Annotated in this window: 14 protein-coding genes; 4 read left to right on the top strand and 10 right to left on the bottom strand. The window is 73.8% G+C overall.

From position 1 onward, the window contains the following. The 5 genes from ALMP_RS10780 to ALMP_RS10800 form a co-directional block, all read right to left on the bottom strand. On the bottom strand, window positions 1-1,966 hold a 1,966-nt coding region (locus ALMP_RS10780; protein ID WP_264926410.1), incomplete at its 3' end, for an AAA family ATPase. Between the two features lie 104 nt (window positions 1,967-2,070). Continuing rightward, window positions 2,071-2,424, bottom strand: a complete 354-nt coding sequence (locus ALMP_RS10785; protein WP_264926412.1) for a UBP-type zinc finger domain-containing protein — start codon at window positions 2,422-2,424, stop codon at window positions 2,071-2,073. Further along, the gene (locus tag ALMP_RS10790) at window positions 2,421-3,875 is read right to left on the bottom strand and encodes an ATP-binding protein (protein WP_375803468.1); all 1,455 of its coding nucleotides are present in this window, start codon (window positions 3,873-3,875) and stop codon (window positions 2,421-2,423) included. Before ALMP_RS10790 ends, ALMP_RS10785 begins: the two co-directional genes overlap by 4 nt. 11 nt (window positions 3,876-3,886) lie before the next feature. Continuing rightward, complete coding sequence (locus ALMP_RS10795; RefSeq protein ID WP_264926414.1) at window positions 3,887-5,563, bottom strand: FAD-dependent oxidoreductase; 1,677 nt, start codon at window positions 5,561-5,563, stop codon at window positions 3,887-3,889. 156 nt (window positions 5,564-5,719) lie between these two features. Further along, on the bottom strand, window positions 5,720-6,073 hold the full coding sequence (locus ALMP_RS10800; RefSeq protein WP_264926415.1) for a VOC family protein: 354 nt from the start codon (window positions 6,071-6,073) through the stop codon (window positions 5,720-5,722). A gap of 61 nt (window positions 6,074-6,134) precedes the next feature. On the opposite strand from ALMP_RS10800, the gene ALMP_RS10805 reads away from it, so the two are divergent. After that, window positions 6,135-7,007, top strand: coding sequence for a universal stress protein (locus ALMP_RS10805; RefSeq protein ID WP_264926417.1), 873 nt, complete (start codon window positions 6,135-6,137; stop codon window positions 7,005-7,007). A gap of 1 nt (window position 7,008) precedes the next feature. Here ALMP_RS10805 and ALMP_RS10810 read toward each other — a convergent pair whose 3' ends face one another. The 4 genes from ALMP_RS10810 to ALMP_RS10825 form a co-directional block, all read right to left on the bottom strand. Next, entirely contained in the window at window positions 7,009-8,244 is a 1,236-nt protein-coding gene (locus tag ALMP_RS10810; RefSeq protein WP_264926419.1) for a DUF4032 domain-containing protein, read from the bottom strand. A 9-nt stretch (window positions 8,245-8,253) separates the two neighbouring features. Then, window positions 8,254-9,003 (bottom strand): MBL fold metallo-hydrolase, encoded by a 750-nt coding sequence (locus tag ALMP_RS10815; protein WP_264926421.1) that lies wholly within the window; start codon window positions 9,001-9,003, stop codon window positions 8,254-8,256. 86 nt (window positions 9,004-9,089) lie between these two features. Continuing rightward, complete coding sequence (locus ALMP_RS10820; protein ID WP_264926423.1) at window positions 9,090-9,674, bottom strand: hypothetical protein; 585 nt, start codon at window positions 9,672-9,674, stop codon at window positions 9,090-9,092. A gap of 122 nt (window positions 9,675-9,796) precedes the next feature. Then, window positions 9,797-10,426, bottom strand: coding sequence for an alpha-ketoglutarate-dependent dioxygenase AlkB (locus tag ALMP_RS10825; RefSeq protein ID WP_264926425.1), 630 nt, complete (start codon window positions 10,424-10,426; stop codon window positions 9,797-9,799). A 123-nt stretch (window positions 10,427-10,549) separates the two neighbouring features. Between ALMP_RS10825 and ALMP_RS10830 the strand changes: the two genes are divergently transcribed. Together ALMP_RS10830 and ALMP_RS10835 are read left to right on the top strand one after the other, a co-directional pair. Beyond that, window positions 10,550-11,176, top strand: a complete 627-nt coding sequence (locus tag ALMP_RS10830) for a TetR/AcrR family transcriptional regulator (RefSeq protein WP_264926427.1) — start codon at window positions 10,550-10,552, stop codon at window positions 11,174-11,176. A 17-nt stretch (window positions 11,177-11,193) separates the two neighbouring features. Continuing rightward, window positions 11,194-12,867, top strand: a complete 1,674-nt coding sequence (locus tag ALMP_RS10835) for an FAD-binding dehydrogenase (protein WP_264926429.1) — start codon at window positions 11,194-11,196, stop codon at window positions 12,865-12,867. A gap of 7 nt (window positions 12,868-12,874) precedes the next feature. On the opposite strand, the gene ALMP_RS10840 is transcribed toward ALMP_RS10835, so the two are convergent. Further along, complete coding sequence (locus tag ALMP_RS10840) at window positions 12,875-13,222, bottom strand: DUF488 domain-containing protein (RefSeq protein WP_264926431.1); 348 nt, start codon at window positions 13,220-13,222, stop codon at window positions 12,875-12,877. Window positions 13,223-13,366: 144 nt separating this feature from the next. Between ALMP_RS10840 and ALMP_RS10845 the strand changes: the two genes are divergently transcribed. Beyond that, a complete protein-coding gene (locus tag ALMP_RS10845) occupies window positions 13,367-14,113 on the top strand; it encodes a L,D-transpeptidase family protein (protein WP_264926433.1) in 747 nt (248 codons plus the stop codon). Window positions 14,114-14,126 lie beyond the last annotated feature (13 nt).

Genomic DNA, 14,126 nt, shown 5'->3' on the forward strand with positions numbered 1-14,126 from the left:
TTCGCAACACTCCGCCCCGCTGGATGAGATCCAGCAGGGCGGAATTAACCAACAGCGTCCGGCGGGCCCGGTCCAGGCCCTCCGCCAGCCAGGGCAGGCACTCCTCCAGCTCCCCGGCCTCGTAGCGGCCGATGGCCAGGTTGAACAGGGCCCGCAGCTCCACCGGCGCGTTGCCCGCCCGCCGGGCCAGCTCGCGGGCCTCCAGCAACCGCGCCCGGCCCTCGGGGGAGCGGCGGCCGGCCCCCTCCAGCAGGGCCAGCGAGATCAGCAAATCCGCCCGGGCGTCGGTGACCCTCAGCTCCTCGGCGACGTCCAGCGCCCGCCGGGCCACCCGCAACGCGGTGGCGGACTCGCCGATGTGACGCGCCGCCAGGACGTGCGTCGCCGCGGCCCACACCCACGTCGGTGACGGCGGATCGGCGGGGATCATCGCCAGCGCCTCGCTGCTGTAGCGGAAGGCGGCCGTGAGGCTGTCCACGCCGAGGAGGTTGCCGGCGAGCGTGTAGCGCACCCGCGCGGCGAGTTCGGAGTCGGCGTCCTGGTCGACCCCCGCGAGTGCCGCCTTGGTCAGCGCGACCGCGCGGTGCGCCTCCCCGGCGTGCGCGGCCGCCGCCGACGCGCGCAGCGTCAGCGCGATCCGGCCCGTGCACCCGCCCGACGGCCGGACGGACGCGTCCACCGCCTCCCACAGGTCCAGCACGGCCTCCAGATGCCGCAGCTCCTCCGCGGGCGCCCCGACCCGCTGGGCGTGGTCGGCGGCCTCCAGCGACGCCGCGAGGGCCTCGGCCGCGTCGTGGCTCTCGCGGTGGTGGTGGGCGCGCTCGGCCGCCGTCTCGGCACGTCGGCCCCGGCCGGCGAGCAGCCGCGCGAACGCGCCGTGCAGCCGGGCCCGTTCGCCGGGGAGGAGATCCGCGTACACCGCCTCCCGCGCGAGGGCGTGCCGGAAGGCGTAGGTGTCGCCGTCGCCGGGGACCAGCAGCTGCCGGCCGAGGGCCTCGCGCAGCGCCGACTCCAGCTCGTCCTCCGGCAGCCCGACCGCGTCCCGCAGCAGGTCGTGCTCCACGCGCCGGCCGGCGACGGCCGCGGTGCGCAGCACCTGCTGGGCGGTGTCGGACAACTGCTCCACCCGGATCAGCAGCACGTCGGCCAGTCCGCTGGGCACCCCGCCGGCCTCCGCGTCCGTCGCGGCGAGGAGTTCCTCGGCGTAGAAGGCGTTGCCCTCGGCGCGCTCCACGATCCGGCGCACCGTGGCCTCCGGCAGCGGACGGTCCTCCAGGGCGCGCACCAGACGGGTCACCTCGGCGTCCGCCAGGGGCCGCAGCTCCAGCCGCTCCACGCCCGGCAGCCGCACCAGTTCCGCGAGCAGCGGGCGCAGCGGATGCCGGCGGTGCAGGTCGTCCGCGCGGTAGGAGGCCAGCACCGCGAGGCGATGGGCGGGCGCGCCCCCCGCGGCCCGTTGCAGGACGCCCCGGGTGAGCAGGAAGCGCAGCAGGTCCCGCGAGGACTGGTCGGCCCAGTGCAGGTCCTCCAGCACGACCAGCAGCGGCGCGACGTCCGCCAGGTCGGCGAGCAGGGAGGCCATCCCCTCGAACAGCCTCAGCCGCCCGCCCACGTCCCGCGCCGCGTCGTCCGGGCCGCCGCCCAGCAGCCGGTCCACCCCGGGATGCGCCGCGAGGACCGCCGCGAACCGCTCGTCCCCGGCGAGCACCCCCAGGATCTCCGTGAACGGCAGATAAGGCAGCCCCACGTCACCGAGGTCGACGCAGTGGCCGGTGAGCACGGTCGTCCCCGCGGCCGCGGCCCGCGCCGCGACCTCGTCCAGCACCCGGGTCTTGCCCACCCCGGCGTCCCCGGCGACCAGCACCGCGCGCACCTCCCCGGGACGGGCGCGCCGCAACACGCCGCCCAGCCGGGCGACTTCCTGGTCCCGGCCGATGAACGCGGTGGCGAACGCTGTCTGTGACACGGCCCCATCCTGGCACGCGTCACCGGCAGCACGGCCCGCGACCAGGAGAGCGGCCGCGCCCGCGCGGGGCCTGCCGACAGCGGGCCGCCGTGCCCGCGTGGGTCTCAGCCGTGCAGTGAGCGCGCCCAGTCCGCCGGTACCCGGCCCGCCGGACCGGGGGCCGGCTGGTCCGCCGGGCGGCTGACCGGTGGGGCCAGCCGCGGTCCCGACTCGTACAGCTCGTCGCTGTCGTAGTCCCAGAACCACTCCTCGCCCGGTTCGAAGCTGCGCACCACCGGGTGGCCGGTGGCCTTCCAGTGCGCGGTGGCGTGCTGGGCGGGGGAGGAGTCGCAGCAGCCCACGTGGCCACAGGCCGCGCAGCGCCGCAGATGGAACCACCAGCCGCCGTCCGCGTCGCACGCGGCGCAGCCGGTACCGCTGGGCGGGACGCTCGGGTCGATGGCGGGGACGTCGGTCATACGGGCTCCTCGGCGGTGTCGGGTTCCGGAGCGGTCTCGGGGGCGGTCAGCGGCAGCAGGACCTGGAAGCGGGTGTCGCCGGGCGTGGACTCCACCTGGAGGCTGCCGTGGTGCTTGTTGACGACGATCCGCCAGGAGATGTCCAGGCCCAGGCCGGTGCCCTGACCCACCGGCTTCGTGGTGAAGAAGGGGTCGAAGATCCGGCCCCGGACGTCCGGCGGGATCCCCGGCCCCGTGTCCCGGAACTCCACCAGCAGCCGGTCGCCCTCCCGGGCGGTCCGCACGGTCAACGTGCCCTCCCCGCCGGTGCTGTTCATGGCGAAGACCGCGTTGTCGACGAGGTTCGTCCACACCTGGTTGAGCTCCGCCGGGTAGGCCGGCACGTCGGGCACCGTACGGTCGTAGTCCTTGACGACCTGGATGCGCTGCCCGATCTTCCCCGACAGCATCAGCAGCGTGCTGTCGAGGAGTTCGTGCACGTCGACGACCCGGTAGGGGGCGCGGTCGAGCTGCGAGTACTGCTTGGCGGCGTCCACGAGGTGCGAGACACGGGTGGTGGAGTCGTCGATCTCGTCCATCAACAGCTCGGTCTCGACCGTGTAGTTGAGCCACCCGATCGCCCCCGGCAGGATGTCGTCGGCGACGGACGCCGCGACCTGCTCCAGCCAGTCCACGTCCAGTCCGGCCTGCACGAACGTCGGCGCGAGCCGCCAGCCCTCCGGGATGCCGTGGTCGTCCAGCCAGTCGGTCAGCTCGTCCTCCCGGTCGGCGGCCTCCAGCGGGCTCAGCACCGTTGCCTTGCCGACCCGTTCGGCGGTGCGCTCCTGGATCTCGATGAGGTCCGCGAGGGCCTCCCGGGAATACGGGCCCTGGGCGATGACGGCCAGCTTGTGCCGCATCTTCGCCACCCGCTCCCGCAGCGTCGCCGTCGCCCGCACGGCAGCCGCCGCCGGATTGTTCAGCTCGTGCGTGAGCCCCGCCGACAACGAGCCCAGCGCCAGCAGCCGTTCCCGCTGCCCGATGGCCCGCTGGGCGTTCTTCGACCCGAAGAACAGCCCCTCCAGCAGATGGGCGGCCATCGGGAACCACTCCCGCATGATGTCCGAGAACGACTGCGCGGGCAGCACGAAGAACCGCGTCGGCTCGGTCACCCGCATCGAGTTGGTGTACACCTGCGGCACCCGGTCACCGAGGTACGCCTGCATGGCGCCCGCGTACACCCCGCGCTGCGAGGTCCGGCTGACCTCGATGTCGTCGCCGCCGACCCGGCGGTAGAGCACCACCGTGCCCTCCAGCATCACGTAGAAGCAGGTCGCCGGATCGCCCTCGGTGTACACCGGCCCCGGCTCGAACCGCTCCACCCGTCCCTCGGCGCACAGCCGCCCGAGCTGCTCGGGGGTGAGCTTCTCGAACAGGAACAGCGTGCTGATCTCCCGCGGGCTGCACGGCATCGGCCGCCCGCTCACGACTGCTCCAGATACCGGTGGACGAGCATCAGGGCCATGGCTCCCTCTCCGACGGCGGACGCGACCCGCTTGGCGGACTCGGCGCGGGCGTCGCCCGCCACGAACACACCCGGGATGTTGGTCTCGAGGTGGTACGGCGGCCGGTCCAGCTCCCAGCCGGCCGGCGGCCGACCGTCCGGGGTGAGATCGGGCCCGGCCAGGATGAAGCCGCGCTCGTCGCGCAGCACCGTGCCGTCGAGCCAGTCGGTCAGCGGGGCCGCGCCGATGAACACGAACATCCACTGGGCGTCGACGACATCGGTCTCCCCGTCGCGCACGTCCCGCAGCGTGAGCCGCTCCAGGCGCCCGTCGCCGTGCGCGGCCTCGACGACCGTGTGGCAGCGCACCGAGATGTTGGGCGCCTCCTCGATCTGCTGGATCAGGTAGTACGACATGGACGCCGACAGGTCCGCGCCGCGCACCAGCAGCGTCACCGACTTGGCGCCCCGCGCCAGGTACATCGCCGCCTGCCCGGCCGAGTTGGCACCGCCGACGATGTACACGTCCTGCCCCTGGCAGGAGGCCGCCTCGGTGAGCGCCGACCCGTAGAACACCCCGCAGCCGGTCAGGTCGTCGCAGCCGGGCGCCCCCAGCTGCCGGTACGACACCCCGGTCGCCAGGATCACGCTGTGCGCGGCGACCGCCGTACCGTCGGAGAACCGCACCACCCGCGCGGACCCGTTGACCTCCAGCCCGGTCACCTCCCGCGCGGTGAGGATCTCGGCGCCGAACTTGGCGGCCTGGCGCCGGGCCCGGTCGGTGAGCTGCGCGCCGGAGACACCGTCGGGGAAGCCCAGGTAGTTCTCGATCCGGGAGCTCTGCCCAGCCTGGCCGCCGGTCGCCGACCGCTCCACCAGCACCGTCCGCAGCCCCTCCGACGCCCCGTACACGGCCGCGCCGAGCCCGGCCGGGCCGCCGCCGATCACCACGAGGTCGTAGAAGTCCGCCGTGGGTGTCGTCGCCAGCCCCACCCGGGCCGCCAGCTCCGGCGCGTCCGGCTCCACCAGCGGCTCGCCCTGCGCGGTGATCACCAGCGGCAGCCGCTGCCCGTCCGCCCCGGCCGCGGCCAGCAGCCGCCGACCCTCGGGTTCGTCGGCGGAGTACCAGCGGTAGGGCACCTGGTTGCGGGCCAGGAACTCGCGCACCTGGGAGGAGCGCGCCGACCAGCGGTGCCCGACCACCTTCGTGCTGGGCACCGGCCGGTGGTCGCTCGTCCGCCACGCCGCCAGCAGGTCGTCCAGGACCGGGTAGAGCTTCTCCTCCGGCGGGTCCCACGGCTTGAGCAGGTAGTGGTCGAGGTCGACCACGTTGATCGCGTCGATGGCCGCGTGGGTGTCGGCGTACGCGGTCAGCAGCACGCGCCGCGCGCCCGGGTACACGTCCAGGGCCTGTTCGAGGAACTCGATGCCGTTCATCCGAGGCATGCGGTAGTCGGCCAGGATCACGGCCACCAGGTCGCCGCGCAGCTTCAGCTCGCGCAGCGCCTCCAGCGCCGACTCGCCGGATTCGGCGCGCACGATCCGGTACGAGGCGCCGTAGCGGCGCCGCAGGTCGCGGGCGACGGCGCGGGAGACCCCCGGGTCGTCGTCCACGGTCAGGATGACGGTCCGCGCTGTCTCGGCGGCCTGTGCCATACGTCTCCCACCCCGAGCGGTCAGGACTCGCGGCACGGCGGACCCGCGCCGGCTCCCGCCCATCGTAGGGTCGGCCGCCCCCGTGCGCGCCGTGACGGGGGGAACCGTGCGCCCCGGGTGCCGTCCCGGGCGCGCACGGGCAAGTCCGGCCGGCCGTCAGGCCTTGGGCGGGCTCAGCACACAGAACTCGTTGCCCTCGGGGTCGAGCAGTGTCACCCATGGATGCCCGCCCGGCCCCCCGTCCGCGTACCGCGCCCCCAGCGCCAGCAGACGCTCGACCTCCGCGCGCTGGTCGTCCGGGCGGAAGTCCGGATGAAGCCGGTTCTTGACCGTCTTGCCCTCCGGGACCGGTACGAACAGCAGGCCCGGGAGCCGGTCCGGCGACGGCCGGATCTCGTACTCGTCGGCCGTCTCGTGCACCACGACCCAGCCGAGGGCCCGCGCCCACCAACGTCCCAGCGCGACCGGGTCGGCCGCGTCGACGATCACCTGTTCCCATTCCAAGGTCATGTCGGGCAGCGTAGTGAAGACTGGGGGCGGCAAGGCACACGATGTTCAGGGAGGCGGCGGGATGACGGGCCCGATCACGGTGGGGGTCGACGGGACGGACGAGAGCCTCGCGGCGCTGGCCTGGGCGGCACGCGAGGCCGTCCGGCGGGATCTGGCGCTGCGGCTGGTGCGCGCCTGGCGGTTCCAGTCGGCAGCGGCGGCGGAGGTGGCGGACCGGGACGCCCAGGAGGGGTGGGTGCGCGACTCCGTACGGCAGGCCGTCGCACAGCTCGCCGAACGGCACCCGGGGCTGCCCGTGACCACCGACGTGCTGGAGGGGGATCCGGTCGGGACGCTGGCCGCCGCCGCGGCGGACGCGGAGATGCTGGTGCTGGGCTCGCGCGGACACGGCGCGGTCGTCGGGTTCCTGCTCGGCTCGGTCGGCCAGCAGGTGATCGCCGAGGCCGCCCGCCCGGTCGTGCTGGTCCGGGCGGGCGACAAGCCCAGCGACGAGGTGGCCGGGCACGAGATCGTCGTCGGCCAGCAGGGCGGCCCCGAGGACAGCGCCCCCGCCCTGCGGTTCGCCTTCGAGACGGCCGCCGCCCGCGGCGCCTCCGTGCGCGCGGTCCGCGCCTGGACGCTGCCGCCGGTGTTCTCCTACAGCCCCGCCTCGCTCAGGCTCCTCGACGAGGCGGGTGGTCTGGAGCCGTACGAGAAGAAGGCCCTGACGGCGGCCCTCCAGCCGTGGCGGGAGCGGTTCCCGGACGTGCCGGTGGTGGAGCACGTGGAGATCGGCAGCGCAGGACAGGTGCTGCTGTCGGTGTCCGGGCGGGCGCAGCTGATGGTCGTCGGGCGCCGCGCCCACCGCACCGCGGTCGGCGCCCGGATCGGCTCGGTGGCGCACGGCGTCCTGCACCACGCCGAATGCCCGGTCGCCGTGGTCCCGCACGCCTGACTCACTCGGGCGTGGTGGGCTCCAGGGTCTCCCGCGCCTTGGGCAGGATCTTCTCGATGTAGTCCTTGACGGCCATGTCGAGGCCGATGTCGTGCTGCGCCCGCTCCGACAGGTACCAGCGGTGTTCGAGCAGCTCGTGGTAGATCTCCGCCGGGTCCATGGAGCCGCGCAGCTCGAGGGGCACCGCCCGCACGGTGGGCCGGAACACGTCCCGCACCCAGCGGTGCGCGAGAACCTCCGGGCGGGCGGCGAGGGGGTCGCCGGGCGCGTAGTCGTCCTGGGTGGCCATCCAGCTCTCCAGGTCGTTCAGCAGCCGTCTCGCCTGGTTCTCCTCGGTGTCCAGTCCGGTCAGCCGCAGCAGCTGCCGCTGATGGTGGCCCGCGTCGACGACCTTCGGCACGAAGGTGACCGTGTCGCCGTTGGAGGAGTGCTCGATCTGCATCTCGGCCACGTCGAAGCCGAGGTCGTTGAGCCGGCGGATCCGGCGCTCGATGTAGTGGTACTTGCCCGCCGGGTAGACGGAGGTGCGGGTCAGCTCCTCCCACAGGGCCCCGTAGCGGGCGCAGATCTCCGTGCCGAACTCGATCGGGTCCACCGACGGGTGCAGCGCCCCCGACGCCTCCAGGTCGAGCAGTTCGCCGCTGATGTTGACCCGGGCCAGGTCGAGGTCGTACTCGCGCTGCCCCTTGCTCAGCCGTGGGTGCAGGTCGCCGGTCTCGGCGTCGACGAGGTAGGCGGCGTACGCGCCCGCGTCACGGCGGAAGAGCGTGTTCGACAGCGAGCAGTCGCCCCACGCGAACCCGGCCAGGTGCAGCCGCACCAGCAGCACCGCCAGGGCGTCCATCAGGCGGTGCATGGTCGCCGGGCGCATGGTCGTCTCGAACATCGACCGGTACGGCATCGAGCCGCCCAGATGCCGGGTGACCAGCACCGACTCCAGCGGTTCCGCCGTGTCGTCGGTGCGGCCGGTGACCACGGCCAGCGGGTCGACGGCCGGGATCCCGATCCGGTCCAGATCGCGCAGCAGTTCGTACTCGCGCAGCGCCGGCCGCTCGGCGAGTTCCTTGACGGCGATCACCTCGTCGCCGGCCCGGGCGTAGCGCACCACGTGCCGGGAGATACCGCGCGGCAGCGGCACGAGGACTTCCTCGGGCCACTGCTCCAGCGGCAGGTGCCAGGGCAGCTCCAGCAGGAGTGCCGGGTGCTCCGGGTTGGTGGCGCTGATCTGCAAAGCCATGGCCTGACCTTAGACGGCCCGTTCCCGCGCCCGCTGTGCGGCCTGACGTACCGAGCCCCGGTGCACCGGACCGTGACCGGGCAGCAGGACGTCCGCCTCCAGCTCTTCGATCACCTCCAGGGAGGCCACGGCGCGGGCGCGCTCGTGGTGGAACATGTCCGGCAATAGCTGCGGGCCCTGGATCCGGGAGGTGGCGTGGCCGCTGACCAGGGCGTCGCCCGAGACGACCACGCCGGTGTGCGGCAGGTGGAAGACGGTGTGGCCGTCCGTGTGCCCGGGGGTGTGCACGGGCACGGGCCGGCCGGGCAGGTCCAGCGGGCCGTCGGTGACCGGGAAGGCCTCGGGCGCGGTGACCGGGTGCTGCTCCGTGCCGCCCGAGCGCAGGGCGTGCACCATCCACGGCAGGACCCCGGGACGCCAGGCGTTCCTCAGTACCTCGCCGACGGTGACCTGCTGGAGGAAGTCCCGCCGCGCGTGCGGGACTTCCGCCTCGTGGAGGTGGACCGGGGTGCCGTATGTGGCCCGGAGGTGCTCGGCGGAGCCCAGATGGTCGTTGTGGGCGTGGGTGATCAGCACGGCCGCCACCGCCTCCGGTGAACCGCCCACCGCGGCAAGGGAGTCCAGGAGCTGCCGCCGGTCCGCCGGGTAGCCGGTGTCGATGAGGGTGAGGGCGTCGCCCTCGGTCAGGATCACCCAGTTGGTGTTGCTGCCGTGCACCAGGTAGATGCCGTCCGCCACTTGCCGTACGTCTGCCCGCATGTTCGTCCCGTGGGGGTGAGGTCCGTGCCCGACGGGGGACATCACATCAGATCGGGTGCGCGGCGCGGGCGGCGGGGCGGCGGTGGTCAGCCGGTCACGGTGACGGCCACGATGATCACGGCGAGCAGGGCGTCCAGCACGAGGCACAGCTCCGCGAACGGACGCACGACCACCCGGTCGGTCCGGTAGTGGTGGGCGTCCCAGATCGCGTGGCCGAACAGTCCGGCCGCCACCAGGTAGGCGCCCATGTCGTCGCCGGCGCCGAGCGCCAGGGCGGCCGCACCGCCGAAGGCGAGCAGCGCGGCCACCTGGAGGGGCGGCAGCCCGCCGCCGGCGCGCAGCGCGGCGGGCCGCAGCGCGTACGCCAGCAGCGGCAGGGCCAGGGCGAGCACGACCCAGGTCGGATCCACGTCACCGCCGCCCAGCAACTCGGTCGCGAAGATGACGACGAAAGACCCGAAGAACAGGGCCCACGCCGTGGCGGGCCGGCCCAGCGCGGCGGCGCCGAAGTAGACCAGCGCGGACGACGCCAGGGCGGGAGCCAGGTCGACGCCCTCGGACATGTCGAACGCGATGAGCGCGGTCAGCCCGACCGCCGCCCAGGCGGGCCAGTGGCGCAGGACGGCGGGGCGGGGCGCGACGGACGGGACGTGCTGCGGTGGATGCGTCATGGCGCCCAACGTACATACCCCAGAGGGGTATGTAAACGCGGAATGCCTGCCCCCTCTTCTGTGGTGCCGCCGCTGTGCCCACCCTGCTCCCGCGCCGGCCCTGCCGGCCGCCCTGGGGCTCGCTACTGCACGCCCCGTGGGCGGAACTGGATGCTGATCCGGGGTCCCGTGGCGCGCGTCGACTTCGGCACGGAGTGCTCCCAGGTCCGCTGGCAGGAGCCACCCATCACGATCAGGTCGCCGTGCCCGAGCGGGCGGCGCACGGTCTCGCCGCCGCCGTGCGCCGGACGCAGCAGCAGGTCGCGCGGGGAGCCCACGGAGACGATCGCGACCATCGTGTCCTCGCGGGCGCCCCGGCCGATCCGGTCGCCGTGCCAGGCGACGCTGTCCCGGCCGTCGCGGTAGTGGCACAGCCCGGCGGTGACGAAGGGTTCGCCCAGCTCGTCGGCGTAGTGCGCGCTCAGGGAGTCCCGGGCCTCCTCCAGCGCCGGGTGGGGCAGCCGTTCGCCCGGTCCGTAGAACGCCAGCAGCCGGGGGACGTCCACCACGTGGTCGTACATCTGCCGGCGCTCCGCGCGCCAGGGCACCGCGGTCACCAGGTGCTCGAACAGGGCGTCCGAGCCGCTGAGCCACCCGGGGAGGACGTCGATCCAGGCGCCCGAGCCCAGCGCGGTGCGCCGGATCCCGTCGAGGGGGCCGAGGCGCGTCTCGTCGGTCTGGTCGAAGAGGGAGCCCTGGAGGTGCCTGGTCATGGCTTCAGCCTACCCCTCAATCGAAAACTTGTTCATATATGTCGGCTCGACTCGCGGGGTCGTCCAAAGGCTTTCGATACATCGATGCATCCGATACATTCGCGTATCGAACGGAGGTCCGGCATGGGGACGCAGGAGCGAACCGGGCGCGTCACCCGACGACGCGTCCGCACCCGCGCGAACCTGCTCGACGCCGCCTTCGCGGTGTTCGCCGCGAAGGGCTTCGGCCGGGTCTCCATCGAGGAGGTCTGCGAGGCCGCCGGCTACAGCCGGGGCGCCTTCTACTCCAACTTCGCCAGCCTGGACGAACTGTTCTTCGCGCTCTACCGGCAGCGCGCCGACCTGATCGCCCGGCAGGTCGCCGACGCGCTCGCCGGCGACGGACCGGACCTGGACGTGCCCGCGTCCGTGGACCGGGTCACCGAGGTGCTCCTGCTCGACCTGGACTGGCTGCTGGTCAAGACGGACTTCCTGGTGCACGCCGCCCGCGACCCGGCCGTGGCGCGGGCCCTGCTCGAACACCGGGCCCGGCTGCGCGGCGCCATCGCCGACCGGCTCGCCCGGGCCCGCGGCCACACCGCACTGCCCGCCGTGCTCGGCGACGCCGACTCCGCCGCCCACGCGGTGGTCGCCGCGTACGACGGAGTCACCACCCGACTGCTGCTGGACAAGGACGTGGACGGAGCCCGCGCCTGGCTCAAGCAGCTGCTCACCGCGCTGCTGACCGACGGCAGCGGCACCCCCGTATGAGAAAGGGAACGGACGGCATGGACGCGGACGTCATCGTCGTCGGAGCGGGCCTCGCCGGCCTGGTCGCGGCGCACGAACTCACCAGCAGGGGCCGGCGGGTCGCCCTGGTCGACCAGGAGAACGCCGCCAACCTCGGCGGCCAGGCGTTCTGGTCCTTCGGCGGCCTGTTCCTCGTCGACTCGCCCGAGCAGCGGCGCCTCGGCATCAAGGACTCCCTCGACCTCGCCTGGAGCGACTGGCAGGGCAGCGCCCGGTTCGACCGCACCGACGACGAGGACTCCTGGGCGGTGCGCTGGGCACGCGCCTATGTGGAGTGGGCGGCGGGGGAGAAGCGCTCCTGGCTCGCCGGGCACGGGATCTCCTTCGTGCCGACCGTCGGCTGGGCCGAGCGCGGCGACCTGCGTGCCGACGGCCACGGCAACTCCGTCCCCCGCTTCCACGTCGCCTGGGGCACCGGCACCGGCGTCGTCGAACCCTTCGCCCGCTACGCCAAGCAGGCCGCCCGGGACGGACTGCTCACCTTCCACCACCGCCACCGCGTCGACGAAGTGGTCGTCGAGGACGGCGCCGCCCGCGGGGTGCGCGGCACGGTCCTCGCGCCCGACGACTCCCCGCGCGGTGTCGCCTCCAACCGCGACCCGATCGGCGACTTCGAACTGACCGCCCGGGCCGTGATCGTCACCAGCGGCGGCATCGGCGCCAACCACGACATGGTCCGCCGCTTCTGGCCCGAACGCCTCGGCACCCCGCCCGCCGAGATGATCACGGGCGTCCCCGCCTACGTCGACGGCCGCATGCTCGACATCAGCGCCGAAGCCGGGGCCCGCCTGGTCAACCGCGACCGCATGTGGCACTACACCGAGGGCGTCCAGAACTGGAACTCCATCTGGCCCGGCCACGGCATCCGCATCCTGCCCGGCCCGTCCTCGATGTGGTTCGACGCCCTCGGCCGCCGACTGCCCGACCCGTGCCTGCCGGGCTACGACACCCTCAACACCCTCAAGTACCTGCGCACCACCGACGACATCGCCGGACACGACCACTCCTGGTTCGTGCTCACCCGGAAGATCGTCGAGAAGGAGTTCGCGCTGTCGGGCTCCGAGCAGAACCCCGACATCACCGCCAAGGACCGCAAGGCCGTGCTGCGCGACCGGCTCCTGGGCAAGGGAGCGCCCGCACCCGTGCAGGCGTTCCTCGACAAGGGCGTGGACTTCGTCGTCGCCGACACCCTCGACCGGCTCGTCGAGAAGATGAACGCGCTGACCGACAAGCCCCTCCTCGACGCGGACACCCTGCGCCGCCAGATCCGGGCCCGCGACCTCCAGATCGCCAACCCGTACGCCAAGGACGCCCAGGTGCAGGGCATCCGCAACGCGCGCCGCTACATCGGCGACCGCCTCGGCCGGGTCGCCACCCCGCACCGCCTCCTCGACCCCGAGGCCGGACCGCTGATCGCCGTCAAGCTGCACGTCCTCACCCGCAAGACCCTCGGCGGCATCCAGACCGACCTCGACTCGCGCGCCCTCGGCACCGACGGCACCCCGGTCGAGGGCCTGTACGCGGCGGGCGAGGTGGCCGGCTTCGGCGGCGGAGGCGTCCACGGCTACAACGCCCTCGAGGGCACCTTCCTCGGCGGCTGCCTCTTCTCCGGGCGCGCGGCCGGCCGCGCCGCGGCCCGGCAGACCGGCTGAGCCCGCCTCAGCCCAGGAGCCGGAGCAGCACCGCCGCGTGACTGCGCTCCGGCTCCTTCGCCGAGGTCAACAGCGTCACCGGCCCCTTGCGGGCCGACTCACGGACCTCCTCCAGGAGTTCGGCCGCCTCCGGTTCGGCCAGCTCGGCCTCGTAGCGGCGGGCGAACTCCTCGTACGAGCCCTCACCCGCGTGGTACCAGCGGCGCAGCTCGGTGGACGGCGTGAGGGCCTTCGGCCACTCGTCGACCCGCGCCGCGTCCTTGGCCAGTCCGCGCGGCCACAGCCGGTCGACCAGCACCCGCACGCCGTCGTCCGGCTCGGGCGGTTCGTAGACACGGCGCACGCGGACACTCATGGGGCGGCCTCTCCACGCGGTGGGCGGATCGTGCCGAGCGTAAGCCCGCACCGCCCGCCCACGCTCCGGGAGGTGACCTGAACGAGGGGGCACGCGAGCGCGAAACCTGACGAGTTCCTCACACCTGTCCGCCAAGGTCGACCCATGATCAGGTACCGCACCCACGCCGCGCTGCTCGCCGCGTCCCTCGCGCTCACCGGATGCGGCGGCACGGCGGCCTCCTCCGCCCCGACGACGACCGCGACCCCGGCGTCGTCCGCGTCGCCGGGCGCACCGGCGCCCCGGACCTCCGCACCCGCGGCACCGCGCGAGATACCCGGCCTCGGACCGAGGACCCGGGCCGCCGTGCCGGCCGCCGCCCGCCAGGCGGTCGTGGTCACGGGCCGGGGACGCGACTCCCCGCTCTCCACCGTCGTGCTGTACCGGCGCACCGGCACCGGCTGGAGCGCCGGGCCGGCCTGGCCCGCGCACAACGCGCTGCGCGGCTGGACCGACCACCATGTGCTCGGCGACCTGCGCACCCCCATCGGCGTCTTCGGCCTCTCCGACGCCGGCGGCCGGCTGCGCGACCCCGGCACCCGCCTGCCGTACGACCGCTCCAGCGGATTCACCGCGCGCGGCACCGGATTCCGGGGCGAGCCACTGGCCGGGTCCTTCGACTACGTCATCGCCATCGACTACAACCGCCGGCCGGGCACCTCGCCGCTGGACTGGACCCGTCCGCTGGGCTCCGGGCGCGGTGGCGGCATCTGGCTCCACGTCGACCACGGCGGCCCCACCCAAGGATGCGTGAGCATCGCCGAACAGCACATGAAGGAACTGCTCCGCGCCCTCGACCCCGCCCTCCACCCGGTCGTCGTCATGGGCGACCATGCCTCTCTGGCCCGTTGACCGAAGGGGAACC

The organism is Streptomyces sp. A012304 (assembly GCF_026008495.1).
Classification (GTDB): domain Bacteria; phylum Actinomycetota; class Actinomycetes; order Streptomycetales; family Streptomycetaceae; genus Streptomyces.